This window comes from Actinomadura sp. 21ATH (genome assembly GCF_041951345.1).
GTDB lineage: Bacteria > Actinomycetota > Actinomycetes > Streptosporangiales > Streptosporangiaceae > Spirillospora.
The window spans coordinates 139,967-155,047 of sequence record NZ_JBGNUR010000008.1; the positions used below are offsets into that span (position 1 = coordinate 139,967).

A 15,081-nucleotide genomic window follows, 5' to 3' on the forward strand; every position below is an offset into this window, starting at 1 on the left:
GGTCACGTCGGCGAGCAGGTCGTCGCGGCGGAGGGCGTGCCGGTCCTCGGAGACCTCGGGGGAGGGTGTGTCCCCGGGCCGGGCGGGGCTGCGGCAGACTGGGGCGGGTGATGACCAGAGGCCGGGGGCTGGACGCCCTGGCCGCCGCGGGGCTGGCGGCGGTCGCGGTGGGGGCGGCGGCGCGGTGGCCGGGCGTGCGGGCGCTGGACCCCGCCGGGGCGCTGATGCTCGTGGTGGCGCACGTGCCGCTGGCGTGGCGGCGGCGCCGCCCCGGGGTCGCGCTGGCGTTCGTGGTGGCGCTGGCGCTGCCGTTCCACCTGCTCCAGTACCAGCACCACGCCGTGGCGCCGGCCGAGGTGTTCGCGCTGTTCTCGTTCGCGGTGCTGGGACGGCGGGTGCTGACGGTCCTGCTCGGCACCGCGGCGCTGCTGGCCGCCTGCGCGGTGATCTTCGCGATGGGGGCGAGCGGGCGGAGCGGGCTCGAGCAGATCGGCGTGGTCGAGGCCATCGTCGCGGTGGTGGTCGGCGTGCAGGGCTGGCGCGTCCACAAGGCACGGATGGCGGCGATCACCGACCGGGCGGAACGGGCCGAGCGGACGCGCGAGGAGGAGGCCAGGCGCCGGGTCGCCGAGGAGCGGCTGCGGATCGCGCGGGACCTGCACGACCTGCTCGCGCACAGCATCACGGTCGTCGGCGTGCGGGCGGGCGCGGCGGCGCACCTGGTGCGGCGGGACGGCCCGGTGGACCGGGCGGAGCTGGCGGACACCCTGGACGGCATCGCCGCCACCTGCCGCGACGCCCGCACCGAGCTGCGGGCCACGCTCCAGGTGCTGCGCGAGGCGGGGCCGGAGCCCGGGCCGCGCGCGGTGCCGCCGGGCGCGGCCGGGATCGCCGAGCTGGTGGAGGCGGCGCGGGCGGCCGGGCTGGACGCGGTGCTCACCGAGCGCGGCGAGGGCCGCGAGTCGCCCGAGGCCGGGATCGTGGCGTACCGGATCGTCCAGGAGGCGCTGACCAACGTGGTCAAGCACGCCCGCGCGACGGCCGTCGAGGTGTCACTGGTGCGGGCGGACGGCGGCCTGCGGGTCACGGTGGCCGATAACGGCCGCGGCCCCGCGGGCGGGGACGGCGGGTTCGGGATCGTCGGGATGACCGAACGCGCCCGCAGCGTCGGGGGGACGGTCGAGGCGGGCCCGGGCGCGCGCGGCGGTTTCACGGTGGCGGCCGTGCTGCCGCTGGGCGCCGGTCAGCGCGCGGACGCCAGGTAGAGCAGGGCGGCCAGGCTGGACGAGGAGCCGATCTCGCCGCGCGCGGCCAGCTCCGGGACGCCGGCCAGCGGCACCCACTCGATCCGCTCGGCCTCCACGTCGGTGGGGTCGCCCACGTGCTCGGCGCCGTCGGCGCGGTAGAGGTGGTGGACGCCGTCGTGCACGCCGGGGGAGGCGCGCACGTCCAGCAGGTGCTCCAGCGCGCCGGCCCGCCAGCCGGTCTCCTCCAGCAGCTCGCGGGCCGCGGCCGCGGCCGGGTCCTCGCCCTCCTCGACGCGGCCGCCGGGGATCTCCCAGCCCCACCGGTCGGTGATGAAGCGGTGCCGCCAGATCAGCAGCGCGCGGCCGCGGCCGTCGACGGCGACCACGCCGGCGGCGTTACGGACCCGCAGGAGATGGTGGTCGAAGCGGCGCCCGTCGGGCAGCTCGACGTCGGCCAGGCACAGGTCCATCCAGGGGCTCCGGTAGACGTACCGCTCGCCGTGCAGGGTCCATCGCATGGCCCGCAGGCTATCGGCGGGCTTTACCAACCCTGACGATAGGGTCATGGTCATTGGGGGATAGGGGAGGCGATCGCGTCAGTGAGCCCTGATGTCGACAGGTCACCGGAGCCCGGCCCGGCCGGGGTGTCCGGCCGGATCTGGACGGTGCCGAACGCGCTGAGTTTCGCGCGGCTGCTGGGGGTTCCGCTCTTCCTGTGGCTGGTGCTGGTCGAGGCCGACTGGTGGGCGCTCGGCCTGCTGGTGGCGGCGGGGCTGTCGGACTGGCTGGACGGCAAGCTCGCCCGGATGCTGAACCAGACCAGCCGGCTCGGCGTGGTGCTGGACCCGGCGGCCGACCGGCTCTACATCCTGGCGACGCTGGTCGGCCTGACGGTCCGGGACATCATCCCGCTGTGGCTGGTGGTGCTGCTGGTTGGCCGGGAGGTCGCGATCACGCCGATCGTGCCGATCATGCGCCGGCTCGGGTACGGGGGGACCCTGCCGGTGCACTTCATCGGCAAGGCGGCCACGCTGTGCCTGCTGTACGCGTTCCCGCTGCTGCTGCTCGGCGGGCACGACGGCCCGGTGGCCACCGGCGCCCGGGTCATCGGCTGGTCGTTCGCCATCTGGGGCACGGCCCTGTACTGGTGGGCGGCGCTCCTGTACTGGGCGCAGACCCGCCGGCTCGTCCTGGCGCACCGCGCCGGGCCGCCGGAGCCGCCGCCCGATCCGCCCCGCGGCCCCCACCCCGATCCCGACCCGTCGGCCGGCGACCAGAAGGGAGCGGAGACACCGCGATGAAGGCCGTTGTGATGGCGGGCGGTGAGGGGACGCGGCTGCGTCCGATGACCGCCAACCAGCCGAAGCCCCTGCTCCCGCTCGTCAACCGGCCGATCATGGAACATGTGCTGCGCCTGCTCAAGCGGCACGGGTTCGACGAGACCGTGGTGACCGTCCAGTTCCTGGCCGCGCTGATCCGCAACTACTTCGGGGACGGCGAGGAACTCGGCATGTCGCTGAGCTACGCCACCGAGGAGATCCCGCTGGGGACGGCGGGCAGCGTCAAGAACGCGGCGGAGGCGCTGCGCGACGACCGCTTCCTGGTGATCTCCGGGGACGCGCTGACCGACATCGACCTGACCGACATGGTGCGCTTCCACCGCGAGAACGGGGCGCTGGTCACCATCGGGCTCAAGCGGGTCCCCAACCCGCTGGAGTTCGGGATCATCATCGTCGACGACGAGGGCCGCATCCAGCGCTTCCTGGAGAAGCCGACCTGGGGCCAGGTGTTCTCCGACACCGTCAACACCGGCATCTACATCATGGAGCCGGAGGTCCTCGACCATGTCGAGAAGGGCCGCTCGGTCGACTGGTCCGGGGAGGTGTTCCCCAAGCTGCTGGCGGAGGGCGCGCCGCTGTACGGGTACGTCGCCGACTGCTACTGGGAGGACGTCGGCACCCACGCCAGCTACATGAAGGCCCAGGCCGACATGCTGTCGGGCCTCGTCGACGTCGACCTCCAGGGCTTCGAGCTGTCACCGGGCGTGTGGGTGGCCGAGGGCGCCGAGGTGGACGCCGAGGCGGTGCTGAAGGGCCCGCTGTACGTCGGCGACTACGCCAAGGTCGAGGCGGGCGTGGAACTGCGCGAGTTCACCGTGCTGGGCAGCAACGTGGTGGTGAAGGAGGGCGCGTTCCTGCACCGCGCGATCGTGCACGACAACGTGTTCATCGCGCCGTCCACCAACCTGCGCGGCTGCGTGATCGGCAAGAACACCGACATCATGGCGGGCGCCCGGGTGGAGGAGGGCGCGGTCGTCGGGGACGAGTGCGTGATCGAGGCCGAGGCGTACGTCTCCAGCCAGGTCAAGGTCTACCCGTTCAAGACCATCGAGGCCGGCGCGGTCGTCAACACCAGCGTGATCTGGGAGTCGCGCGGCCAGCGGAACCTGTTCGGCCCGCGCGGGGTGTCCGGGCTGATCAACGTGGAGATCACCCCGGAGCTGGCGGTGCGGCTGGCCAGCGCGTACGCGACGACGCTGAAGAAGGGCACGGCGGTGGTGACCGGCCGGGACGCCTCGCGCGCGGCCCGGACGCTGAAGCGGGCGGTGATCAGCGCGCTGACGTCCAGCGCGATCGACGTCCAGGACCTGGAGGCGTGCCCGCTGCCGGTGGCGCGGTTCGAGACGGCGCGGGAGGACTGCGCGGGCGGCCTGTACCTGCGGACCACGCCGGGCGACCCGCAGGGCGTCGACATCATGTTCCTGGCGCCCGACGGCGCCGACCTGTCGCAGGCGGCGCAGCGCAAGCTGGAGCGGGTGTTCGGGCGGCAGGAGTTCCGGCGGGCGTTCCCCGGCGAGATCGCCGAGCTGACGTACCCGGCGCGGACGACCGAGACCTACGCCCGCGACCTGCTGCGCCGGGTCGACATGACGGGGGTCCGCGAGGCCGGGCTGAAGATCGTGCTGGACTGCGCCGGCGGCACCGCGTCGCTGGTGCTGCCGACGCTGCTGGGCCGGGTCGGCGTGGACGTGCTGACCCGCAACAACCGGCTGGACGAGGCCAGCCCGACCGAGACGCTCGCCGAGCGGATGCGCGACCTGCAGCGGCTCGGCGAGCTGGTGTCGTCGTCGCGGGCGGCGTTCGGGGTGCGGTTCGACCCGGTCGGGGAGCGGATCTCGCTGGTGGACGAGAGCGGCCAGCTGATCGGCGACGACCGGGCGCTGCTGGTGATGCTGGACCTGGTCGCGGCGGAGCGGCGCGGCGGCCGGGTGGCGCTGCCGGTGACGACGACGCGGGTGGCCGAGCAGGTGTGCCGGTTCCACGGCGTCCAGGTGGAGTGGACCTCGACCTCGCAGGACGTGCTGACCAAGGCCGCCGCCCGGCCCGAGGTGATCTTCGCGGGGGACGGCCGGGGCGGCTTCCTGATGCCCGAGTTCAGCCGCACGGTCGACGGCATCGCGGCGTTCGTCCGGCTGGTGGGGCTGGTCGCGCGGACGCGGCTGACGCTGTCCCAGATCGACCGCCGCATCCCCGAGGCGCACCTGCTGCGCCGCTCCGTGCCGACGCCGTGGGCGGCCAAGGGCGGGGTGATGCGGCATGTCGTGGAGGCGGCCGGCGACCGGACGATCGACACCACCGACGGGGTGCGGGTGGTGGAGGAGGACGGCCGGTGGGTGCTGGTGCTGCCCGACCCGTCCGACGCGGTGACGCACCTGTGGGCCGAGGGCCCGGACGCCGACGCGGCGCAGGAGCTGCTGGAGGAGTGGGCGGCGGTCGTCGAGCGCGCCGAGTCCTGACCCGGCACGGGCGGCCCGGGCGGCCCGGGCGGCCCGGGTGGCGGCTCAGCCGGGTTCGGCGTCCGGCCCGGCGGCCGCGACGGCGGCGAGGGTGCGCAGGGCATCGGCGAGGACCCCGGGCGGGGGAGTGCCCAGGCCGATCCGTACCGCGGGCGGCGCGCTCGCGGAGCCGGCCGTGAACGCGGCGGCGGGCGTGACGGCGATGCCGCGCCGCGCGGCGGCCGCGGTGAACGTCTCGGCGCGCCACGGCGGAGGCAGCTCCCACCAGCAGAAGTAGGAGTGCGGGTGCGTGCGCGTCCGGGCGTCCCGGACACCCGCGAGCTCCCGCGCGGCGATCTCCTGCCGGCGGGCGGCGTCGGCGCGCTTGGCCTCGCCGAGGGCGGCGGCCGTGCCGTCGGAGATCCAGCCGGCGGCGGCCTCCAGGGCGTACCCGGCGGGCGTCCAGGCGCCGGTGCGCAGCGCGGTGCCGACCCGGCCGAGCAGCGCCGGGGGCGCCACCGCGAAGCCCACGGCCAGTCCGGGCGCCAGCCGCTTGGAGAGGCCGTCGACGACGATCGTGCGGTCCGGGGCCCAGGCCGCCAGCGGCGGGGGCGCGGCGGCGTCCAGGAACGCCCAGACGGCGTCCTCGACCGCGTGCACGCGCAGGTCCGCCAGGACGGCGGCCAGCTCGGCGCGGCGGCCGGCCGGCATGGTCGCGCCGCACGGGTTGTGGACGGTCGGCTGGACGTACACCGCCTGGAACGGCGCGCGCCGGTGCGCGGCGGCGAGCGCTTCCGGGACCAGCCCGTGCGCGTCGGTGGCGACGGGGACGAGCGTGATGCCGAGGCGCGCGGCGACCGACGCGGCGAGCGGGTAGGTGAGCTCCTCGACGGCCAGCCGGCCGCCGGCGGGGACCAGCGCCGACACCGCGCCGGCGATCGCCTGCCGCCCGTTCCCGGTGAAGAGGACCTGGCCGGGGTCGGGCTCCCAGCCGGGGCGGGCGAGCAGTGCGGCGGCAGCGGTACGGGCCGCGGGCGTGCCGGCGGCGCCCACCGGGCGCAGGGCGGCGTCCAGCACGTCGGGGCGCAGCAGCCGGCCGAGCGACGCGGCCATCCGCTCCGCCGGCCCGCCGGCCACCGGATGCTGGAGCTCCAGGTCGATCCTCGTCCCGGCCGGCTCGGTCAGCGCGGGCGCGGCGGCGGGGGCGGCGGCGCGGACGAAGGTGCCGCGGCCGACCTCGCCGACGACCAGCCCGCGCCGCGCCAGCTCGCCGTAGACGCGGATGGCGGTGGAATTGGCGATGCCGTGCCGGCGCGCGAAGGCCCGCTGCGGCGGCAGCCGCTCGCCCGGCCGCAGCCGCCCCGCCGCGATGTCGGCGGCCACCGCGTCGGCGACCCGCCGGAAGTCGTCCATCGTCCACGCCCTCCGACATTGCACCGAGATCAATTCGCTGTATTGCACCGAGAATAGCGGGCGCCTTACGGTGATCCGCATGGTTTCGCTGACCGCCGTCGCCGGCATCGCCGTCATCGCGCTGGGACTCGTCCTCACCCCGGGGCCCAACATGATCTACCTGGTGTCCCGGACGATCACCCAGGGCCGCCGGGCCGGGCTCATCTCGCTGGCGGGCGTCGCGACCGGCTTCGCGGTGTACGTCGTCGCCGCCACCGCCGGGCTCACCGCCGTCTTCGCGCTGGTCCCGGCCGTCTACACCGCCCTCAAGCTGGCCGGCGCCGGCTACCTCCTCTGGCTGGCCTGGCAGGCGCTGCGGCCCGGCGGGCGGGCGGCGTTCGCCCCGCGGGAGCTGCCCGCCGACCCGCCGCGCCGGCTGTACACGATGGGGCTGGTCACCAGCCTGCTCAACCCCAAGATCGCGGTCCTGTACGTGTCGCTGCTGCCGCAGTTCGTCGAGCCCGAGCGTGGCGCCGTCGCGCTCCAGAGCCTCCTGCTGGGCCTCACCCAGGTCGCGATCGCGGTCACCATCAACGGCCTGATCGCCATGGGCGCCGGGACGATCGCCGCGTTCCTGGCCGAGCGCCCCCTCTGGCAGCGCGCCCAGCGCTGGCTGATGGGCTCGGTCCTGGCCGGGATGGCCCTGCACCTCGGCCTCGACCGCTCCCGCGCCGCCGCCGCGCCCGTCCCCTGACGAGCAGCCGCCCGCACCATCGCGGCGGGCCCTGACCTGCGCCGGGATTTGGCGCGGCTTGCCATGATGGGCGCGTGACAGAGGGACCCGAGGGACCGGAGGAGCGGGAGCGGCCGGGGCGGCGGCGCCCGGACGCCTCCATGTCGCTGCTGGCGGACCTGATCGCCGGCAGGGTGGCCGACCCCGGCTACGCCGCGGCCGCCGCCCGGCGCGCGGCGGCGGGAGAGCAGGGCGCGGCGCGGCGCGGGCCGCTGGCCCGGGCCGGCGTCCCGCTGGCGCTGATCCTGGTCGGCCTGCTCATCGCGGTCGCCGGCGCCGAGGTGCGGCGCAGCGAGCCGGTGGCGGCCGAGCGGCGCTCCCGGCTGATCGAGGAGATCCGCCTGCGCACCGCCGGCACCGACGACCTCCAGCGCCGCGTGGACGCGCTGCGGGACGAGACCCAGCGGCGGCGCGCGGCCGCGCTGGCCCGCAGCGCCGCCGGGGAGCGGGCCCGGCAGGGCCTGGCCGCCGCCGCCGACGCCGCGGCCGCCGCCGCGGTGTCCGGCCCCGCCCTGGTCCTGACCCTGGACGACGCGCCGCGCGAGGGCGCCCGCGCGCCCCGCCCGGAGGAGGCCCGGGTCTATGATCAGGACCTCCAGGTCCTGGTGAACGGGCTCTGGGCGGCCGGCGCCACCGCCATCGGCGTCAACGGGCGGCGGCTCACCCCGACCACGGCGATCCGCACCGCCGGAGAGGCGATCCTGGTGGACTACCGGCCGCTGAGCGCCCCGTACGAGATCACCGCGCTGGCCGCCGGCCGGGACGCGCGGGCGCGCCTGCGCGCGGCGTTCGAGGGCTCGGAGGCGGGACGCCGCGCGCGGCTCCTGCACGACCGCTACGGCATCCGGTACGGCGTCCGCGCCCCGGACCGGGCCGAGCTGCCCGCGGGCGGCACGCCGCGGCCCAGGTACGCGCGGGAGGGGGAGCGGCCGTGATCGCCCTGATCGGGCTGCTGGCCGGCATCGGGCTCGGCCTGCTCCTCGAACCCGACGTGCCGCTGTGGCTCCAGCCGTACCTGCCGATCGCGATCGTCGCCGCGCTGGACGCGATGTTCGGCGGCGTCCGGGCCCGGCTGGAGGGCGTCTTCGACGACAAGGTGTTCGTGGTGTCGTTCGTCGGCAACGCCGTCATCGCCGCGCTGATCGTCTTCTTCGGCGACCAGCTCGGGGTGGGCTCCCAGCTGTCCACCGGCGTCGTGGTCGTCCTGGGCATTCGCATCTTCTCCAACGCCGCCGCCATCCGCCGGAAGCTGTTCGGCGCATGAGCGGCGACCAGAAGGACCGGCGGGAGCCGGAGAAGCAGGAGGGACGCGCAGGGGTGCGGGAGCTGCTGCGGCCCCGGCTGAGCCGCGGCCAGCTCGCGGGCGGCCTGCTGTGCCTGCTGCTCGGCTTCGCGGTGGTGGCGCAGGTCGAGACCACCAAGCGGGACACCACGTTCGCCGCCGCCCGCCAGGACGAGCTGGTCGGCGTCCTGTCGGACCTGTCGCAGCGCTCCGAGCGGCTGCGCGGCGACCTGCGCGAGCTGGAGGACACCAGGGCGCGGCTGGAGCGCGACGGGGAGGGCACGACGGCGCTGGCCGACGCCCGGGAGCGGGCCGCCGCGTACGGGCTGCTGGCGGGCACGCTCCCGGCCGAGGGGCCGGGCATCGAGGTCACCGTCGAGGACCCGGCCGGCCGGGTCCGGGCGGTGCACCTGCTCGACGCCCTCCAGGAGCTGCGCGACGCGGGCGCCGAGGTCGTCCAGATCAACGACGTCCGGGCGGGGACGGGCACGTACTTCGTGGACGCGGCCGGCGGCGTGGTGGCGGACGGCCGGTTCCTGCGCGCGCCGTACCGGTTCCTGGTGATCGGCGACGCGCACACCATGACCACGGCACTCGACATCCCGGGGGGCGTGACCAAGACCCTGGAGGGGGCCGGGGCACGGGTCGCCGTCGAGGCCCGGCCGAAGATCGAGATCCGGGTGACCCGGCCCGGCTGACCGGGCGGGCCCGGCCCGGACGAGATCATGATCCCGCAGGTCGGGGACCCGGCGCCCGGCCGGGGCCGGTCCCGGTGTTCGGCCGTGGTCCGCGCGGCGCCGTAGACCTGCGATCATTGACGGAGGTAGCTTGAGGGGCAGCCGGCTCACCGTTCCGGTTGACCCCTCGGGCACTACCCGCGTAAGTTGCGGCAACCGTCGTGTTGGTGGGCGGCGAGTTGGACCGTGGTCGGGGGACGGGTCCCCGGCGTGGGTTGGTACAGGATGCGCGTGGCGCAGGCGGTCTCCGCGGCAGCGGGGGGCGCGGGCGCCGCGCCGATGGTAGGAGGCCGAGCCGATCGATGCCGAGCGTCTACTGCACGCAGTGCGGTCACGCCAACCCGGATGATGCCCGCTTCTGCTCGAACTGCGGCACTCCGCTGACGCGGAGCGCCCCCGCGCCCACGCCGTACAGGGAGTCTCCCGGCGAGTCGACCTCCACCATCTCCATCGGCGGGATCGAGGCGCTGGACGTCGACCAGGGCGGTGAGGAGCCGGTCGGCGCCGACCAGGTGGCCGTGGAGGCGCTGCCGCCGGGCACGGCCCTGCTGGTGGTCAAGCGCGGGCCGAACGCCGGCAGCCGCTTCCTGCTCGACCGCGACCGCACCTCGGCGGGCCGCCACCCCGAGAGCCACATCTTCCTCGACGACATCACCGTCTCCCGGCACCACGCCGAGTTCGCCCGCGAGGGCGGCGCGTTCTCCGTGCGGGACGTCGGCAGCCTGAACGGCACCTACGTCAACCGGCAGCGGATCGACCAGGCCGGGCTGTCGGGCGGGGACGAGGTCCAGATCGGCAAGTTCCGTCTGGTGTTCCTGACCAACCCGCAGCACGGCTGACCGGATCCGTCCGGAGGCGCGAGCGTGCGGCAGACGGGGAGCACCGCGGGACCGCGGCGAGGGGAGGGGCCATGAGCGCACAGGCGGCACCGGCCCCGATGACGATCGGGGACGTGCTGGGGCTGCTGCGGCCCGACTTCCCCGACATCACCATCTCCAAGATCCGTTTCCTGGAGGCGGAGGGGCTCATCGAGCCCCAGCGCAGCCCCGCGGGCTACCGCAAGTTCTGCGACGCCGACGTCGAGCGGCTGCGCTTCATCCTGACCTCGCAGCGCGACCACTACCTGCCGCTGCGGGTGATCAGGCAGCAATTGGAGGCGCGCGACCGCGGCGAGCCGGTCCCGGCCCCCGCTCCGGCCGCAGGCCCGGCCGCGTCCCAGGGCGCCGCGGCGGGCGCGGTTCCGGCCCCGCGCGCCGAGGCGGCCGCGCGGCGCCCCCGCACGCTCGTGGCGGCCGACGGCACCGCGGGGGAGACGGCCGCGGTGCGGCTCACCCGGCGCCAGCTCATCGACGGCGCCGGGATCGACGAGGAGATGCTCGCCCGCCTGGAGGAGTACGGCCTGGTGCGCCGCACCAGCGGGTACTACACCGGCGAGGACCTGACGGTGGCGCGCACCGCCGCCGCGCTGGGCGCGTTCGGGTTCGAGGTCCGGCACCTGCGCGCCGTCAAGGCCGCGGCCGACCGGCAGGTCGGGCTGATCGACCAGGTGGTGGCGCCGCAGCTGCGCCGCCGCGACCCGGGCGCCCACGAGCGGGCCGCCGAGACCGCGCGGGAGATCGCGGCGCTGGCGATCCGGCTGCACGCGACCCTCGTCTCGGCCGGCCTGCGCGACAGCCTCGGCCCCTGATCCGGCGCCCCGCCCGGCCGCCGCCGGAGAAACGGCGCGCTCCCGCCTCGACGCGGAATCCGAGCCTGGGTGTAGTTTGGCTAGAAGGTTCGGTCGGGGATCGATCCGGCACGGTGACCAGACGAGCGAGGACCAGCAGCAGGGAGCCGCAGTGAAGCAGATGGAGGTCGTCGGCGTACGGGTCGAGATGCCCTCCAATCAGCCGATCGTCCTGTTGAAGGAGACGGAGGGCGACCGCTACCTCCCGATCTGGATCGGGGCGGTGGAGGCCACCGCGATCGCCTTCGCCCAGCAGGGGGTGCTGCCGGCCCGCCCGCTCACCCACGATCTGTTCCGCGACGTGCTGGACGCCCTCGGGGTGCAGCTGCGCACGGTCAACATCACCGCGCTGCGCGAGGGGATCTTCTTCGCCGATCTGGTGTTCTCCAACGGCGTGGAGGTGAGCGCCCGGCCGTCGGACTCGATCGCCCTGGCGCTGCGCACCGGCGCCAGCATCTTCGCCAGCGAGGACGTGCTGGAGGAGGCCGGGGTCGCGATCCCCGACGAGCAGGAGGACGAGGTCGAGAAGTTCCGCGAGTTCCTCGACACGATCTCGCCGGAGGACTTCGGCCGGGCCGGCTGAGCCGCCGCGGACGGCGCTCCCGGACGGGCCGGGGCGCGGTGGGCCGCCCGGATCGGCCGGGATCGGCCCGGATCGGCCCGGATCGGCCGGGATCGGCGCAGGTCCGCCGGTGAACTTCCGGCACCGGCCGCGCGGCCGTTTCCGGGACGTCCCCGGGGGAAAGGAGTCCAAGTGGGCGTCTGGTGCGCAGTTTGCCCACGTGAAGCCGGTTCATCCGGGCATGCGACGCGCCGACGGTGAACGTTGACCACACCCTGACCGGCACCTACCGTGCTGGTGGAACACCCGTGGTGTAATTCGTCAAACCCCCTTGACGAAGCCCCGCGGGCTGATAGAAGCCGGAGGTCCGCGTGGCGGTGAGCAGCGGCGAGGGCAAGGCGACCCCCGAGAGGCAGGTGGCGTCTCGGCGTGCCGGGGAGCAGGGCCTGCTCTTCGACACCGAGGTGTCCGCACCGCCCGAGAACGTCGGCTACCGCGGGCCCACGGCCTGCGCCGCCGCGGGGATCACCTACCGCCAGCTGGACTACTGGGCCCGCACCGGGCTGGTGGAGCCCAGCGTCCGCGCCGCGCACGGCTCGGGCAGCCAGCGCCTCTACAGCTTCCGCGACATCCTCGTCCTCAAGGTCGTCAAGCGCCTACTCGACACCGGTGTCTCCCTCCAGCAGATCCGGACCGCGGTCAGCCACCTGCGCGACCGCGGCGTCCGGGACCTCGCGCAGATCACGTTGATGAGCGACGGCGTGAGCGTGTACGAGTGCACCTCGGCCGACGAGGTCGTGGATCTGCTGCAGGGCGGCCAGGGGGTCTTCGGCATCGCGCTGGGCCGTGTCTGGCAGGAGGTGGAGGGGAGCCTTGCCGAGCTCCCCGCTGAACGCGCGGCCACCGACGACGAGGACGACTCCGGTGAGCACCCGCACGACGAGCTCGCGCACCGGCGCCGCGCCCGCAAGACGGGCTGACCCGCCCGACAGCGGGGACGGCGGGAGCGGGAAGCGCGCCTAGGCGCCGGCTAGATCGCTTCCTTGCGCTGGAGGTAGGCGAACGCCCCCCAGCCCGGGAGCACCGGCAGCCACAGCGTCAGCAGCCGGAACAGCAGCACCGCCGAGGTCGCGGTCTCGGCGGTCAGGCCGGAGATCGTCAGCGCCACCGTCAGGGCCGTCTCGACGGCGCCCAGCCCGCCGGGGGTCGGCGCGGCCGAGCCCACCGCGTTGGCGGTCAGGAAGACGACCACGACCGCCGTCCACGGCAGCGAGCCGCCGAACGCCCGGATCGAGGCGTCCAGGCAGACCACGAAGCCGACGGTGAGCAGCAGCGTCCCGCCCAGCCCGGTGAGGATCTTGCGGGGCGACTGGAGCACGTCCACCAGCCGCGGGACGACCCCGGAGAACATGCTCTTGAGCCGGCCGGTGACGATCCGGCGGACCCGCGGGATCGTCAGCGCGACCCCGGCCAGCACCGCCAGCGCCAGCAGCACGATCACCACGGTCCTGGACGGCGCCAGGTCGCGGGTGGCGTTGCCGGTCGACCCGGTGACGAACCCGAAGACGATCAGCAGCAGGATGTGCATCACCATGCCCATCAGCTGGGACGCGCCCACGCTCGCCACCGCCGGCCCGGGCCGCACGCCCGAGCGCTGCAGGTAGCGGGTGTTCAGCGCCACCCCGCTGACCGCCGCGGGCGCCACCAGTTTCACGAACGAGGCGGCGACCTGGACCAGCACGGTGCGGCCCAGCGGCAGCCGTTCCGGCACGAAGCCCATCAGCATGAACGCGGCGGCCAGGTACGTGAGCGCGGCCGCCGCCAGCGCGAGCCCGACCCACCACCACTCGGCCCCGGCCACCAGCTGGACCGGGTCGACGCTGCTCAGCTGCGGGATGACGATGTAGGCGGCGATGCTCAGCGCGACGATGCTGAAGATCGTGCGGGGCCGGAACCGCTCCAGCCGGACCGGCGGCGGCGCCTCGCTCTCCGGCTTCAGCCCGACGATCTGCTCGCGGATGCGGGTGAGCAGGTCGCGGTGGTGGCGCAGCATCGCGCGGGTGTCGCGGGAGAGCGCCACCCGCTGCAGCAGCGGCACCGCGCTCGCCAGCGCCTGCTCGCCGAGGACGTCCGCGGCGGTGCGCACCGCGCGCTCGGGGCCGACCCGCAGCGCCAGCGTGGTGAGCAGCTGGGCCAGGTCCAGGCGCAGCGCCAGGTCGCCGACCGCGATCTCGCCCGAGCTCAGCCCGGTCAGGTACGGCCGCCCGCCGTCCGAGACGAGGATCGCCTTGCCTTCGAGCCTGCGGTGCGCCAGCCGGCCCGACTGGAGCCGCTTCAGCTGCTCCCAGACGGCGGTGAGCAGGCCGTCGGTGAGCTGCTCGTCGGGCAGGTCGTCCAGCCGGGTCCCGGGGACGTGCTCGTACGCCATCAGGGCGGCCTCGGTGCCGACCTCGCAGGTCCCCACCAGCCGGGGGGTGCGCACGCCCGCCGCGTCGACGGCGTACGCCATCAGCGACTCCTGCTCCAGCGAGCGGCGCAGCGAGCGGACCGGGCGGCGGGGCGACGCCTCGCGCAGCCGGACCAGCCGCCACACCCGGTACAGCAGCCCGGCGGTCTGCAGGTCGCGGTCCAGGACGCCGACCTCCAGCTGCCAGCCGCCGTCCGGCAGCGCCGTCCCGGTGCCGTCGGTGGGTACGGCGCCGGGGGCCCGGGCGATCTCGACCCCGTACCGGCGGACCTCGTCGGCCTCGCCGGGCAGCTGCCGGGCGCGCACGGGCCGCAGCCCGAGCCGTTCCAGCGCGGCCATCACGGCCGGCCCGGGCGGCCGCGGGTTGGGCGTGCCGACCGCGTAGAGCGTGCCGTGGCCGATGGCGCGCCCCAGGAAGTAGGTGGCCGCCAGCGCCGACACCGAGGCGTACGCGGCGGCGAGGCCGGTCAGCGCGACCATCCCGATCATCGTCCAGGTGGCGGCCTGCCAGCGGGTCCGGCCGGCCATCCCGACCGCGCTGACGAACGCGATCACCGGCGCGATGTCGGTGTGCACCGGGGCGGTGTCGGTGCCGCCCCAGATCAGCGAGTCCAGCACCCCGCCGGGCGCCGTCGCCACCCGCAGGTCGTCCAGCAGCACGGTGATCACGAACGCGATCACCGCGGCCAGCAGCGCGATCGCCACGCGCGTCCCGTCCTTGCGGAACAGCCGCTCCACGGCGAACGCGACCGGGACGGCCAGCACCCCGAAGCTGGAGACCAGCGTGGCCAGCGTCAGCAGGAGGTGCGGGGCGTGCGCGGTGACCTCGAACACGTCGTTCTGCAGCCCGTGCGTGGTCTGCTGGGCGAACGAGACCAGCAGCATCACCGCGGCCAGCCCGGCCACCGAGGCGGCGAACCGGATCGCGTCCGAGGGCCGCCGGATCCGGTCGGGCCGGTCGGGCTCGTCGACGGGCACGGCGGCCGGCGCGGCCGTGCCGGGCCGCGTCCGCTCGTCGCGAGTCTGCGTCACGCCCTCGCCACCGTCCGGATCCGTCACTTCGATCAGCGTCCCAGGACCGCCGGCGCGCCGCCGGGTGC

The 15,081-nt window shown here is 75.3% G+C and carries 14 protein-coding genes; 11 read left to right on the forward strand and 3 right to left on the reverse strand.

What is annotated here, in order from left to right:
• The first annotated feature begins 110 nt into the window (after positions 1 to 110).
• Positions 111 to 1,265: a sensor histidine kinase gene (locus ACA361_RS23780; RefSeq protein WP_375015141.1), complete on the forward strand. Its 1,155-nt coding sequence runs from the start codon at positions 111 to 113 to the stop codon at positions 1,263 to 1,265.
• On the opposite strand, the gene ACA361_RS23785 is transcribed toward ACA361_RS23780, so the two are convergent.
• A complete protein-coding gene (locus ACA361_RS23785; RefSeq protein ID WP_375015143.1) occupies positions 1,244 to 1,765 on the reverse strand; it encodes an NUDIX hydrolase in 522 nt (173 codons plus the stop codon). The two genes, ACA361_RS23780 and ACA361_RS23785, sit on opposite strands and share 22 nt — an antisense overlap.
• An 81-nt stretch (positions 1,766 to 1,846) precedes the next feature.
• Between ACA361_RS23785 and ACA361_RS23790 the strand changes: the two genes are divergently transcribed.
• Positions 1,847 to 2,548 (forward strand): CDP-alcohol phosphatidyltransferase family protein, encoded by a 702-nt coding sequence (locus tag ACA361_RS23790; RefSeq protein ID WP_375015145.1) that lies wholly within the window; start codon positions 1,847 to 1,849, stop codon positions 2,546 to 2,548.
• Positions 2,545 to 5,043: a sugar phosphate nucleotidyltransferase gene (locus tag ACA361_RS23795; protein WP_375015146.1), complete on the forward strand. Its 2,499-nt coding sequence runs from the start codon at positions 2,545 to 2,547 to the stop codon at positions 5,041 to 5,043. The genes ACA361_RS23790 and ACA361_RS23795 overlap by 4 nt, the downstream gene beginning before the upstream one ends.
• Before the next feature lie 45 nt (positions 5,044 to 5,088).
• Here ACA361_RS23795 and ACA361_RS23800 read toward each other — a convergent pair whose 3' ends face one another.
• Positions 5,089 to 6,435, reverse strand: coding sequence for a PLP-dependent aminotransferase family protein (locus ACA361_RS23800; RefSeq protein ID WP_375015147.1), 1,347 nt, complete (start codon positions 6,433 to 6,435; stop codon positions 5,089 to 5,091).
• Positions 6,436 to 6,514: 79 nt separating this feature from the next.
• On the opposite strand from ACA361_RS23800, the gene ACA361_RS23805 reads away from it, so the two are divergent.
• The 8 genes from ACA361_RS23805 (at position 6,515) to ACA361_RS23840 (ending at position 12,494) form a co-directional block, all read left to right on the forward strand.
• Positions 6,515 to 7,168, forward strand: coding sequence for a LysE family translocator (locus ACA361_RS23805; RefSeq protein ID WP_375015149.1), 654 nt, complete (start codon positions 6,515 to 6,517; stop codon positions 7,166 to 7,168).
• Between the two features lie 74 nt (positions 7,169 to 7,242).
• Positions 7,243 to 8,142 (forward strand): DUF881 domain-containing protein, encoded by a 900-nt coding sequence (locus tag ACA361_RS23810; protein ID WP_375015151.1) that lies wholly within the window; start codon positions 7,243 to 7,245, stop codon positions 8,140 to 8,142.
• Positions 8,139 to 8,471 (forward strand): small basic family protein, encoded by a 333-nt coding sequence (locus ACA361_RS23815; RefSeq protein ID WP_375015153.1) that lies wholly within the window; start codon positions 8,139 to 8,141, stop codon positions 8,469 to 8,471. The genes ACA361_RS23810 and ACA361_RS23815 overlap by 4 nt, the downstream gene beginning before the upstream one ends.
• Positions 8,468 to 9,187: a DUF881 domain-containing protein gene (locus tag ACA361_RS23820; protein ID WP_375015155.1), complete on the forward strand. Its 720-nt coding sequence runs from the start codon at positions 8,468 to 8,470 to the stop codon at positions 9,185 to 9,187. Before ACA361_RS23815 ends, ACA361_RS23820 begins: the two co-directional genes overlap by 4 nt.
• A 341-nt stretch (positions 9,188 to 9,528) precedes the next feature.
• Positions 9,529 to 10,065, forward strand: coding sequence for an FHA domain-containing protein (locus ACA361_RS23825; protein ID WP_375015157.1), 537 nt, complete (start codon positions 9,529 to 9,531; stop codon positions 10,063 to 10,065).
• Between the two features lie 71 nt (positions 10,066 to 10,136).
• Complete coding sequence (locus ACA361_RS23830; protein ID WP_375015159.1) at positions 10,137 to 10,913, forward strand: MerR family transcriptional regulator; 777 nt, start codon at positions 10,137 to 10,139, stop codon at positions 10,911 to 10,913.
• A gap of 151 nt (positions 10,914 to 11,064) precedes the next feature.
• Positions 11,065 to 11,535, forward strand: coding sequence for a bifunctional nuclease family protein (locus tag ACA361_RS23835; RefSeq protein WP_375015161.1), 471 nt, complete (start codon positions 11,065 to 11,067; stop codon positions 11,533 to 11,535).
• A gap of 350 nt (positions 11,536 to 11,885) precedes the next feature.
• Entirely contained in the window at positions 11,886 to 12,494 is a 609-nt protein-coding gene (locus tag ACA361_RS23840) for a MerR family transcriptional regulator (protein WP_375015163.1), read from the forward strand.
• Positions 12,495 to 12,544: 50 nt separating this feature from the next.
• Here ACA361_RS23840 and ACA361_RS23845 read toward each other — a convergent pair whose 3' ends face one another.
• On the reverse strand, positions 12,545 to 15,013 hold the full coding sequence (locus ACA361_RS23845; protein ID WP_375015165.1) for a flippase-like domain-containing protein: 2,469 nt from the start codon (positions 15,011 to 15,013) through the stop codon (positions 12,545 to 12,547).
• Positions 15,014 to 15,081: the final 68 nt, after the last annotated feature.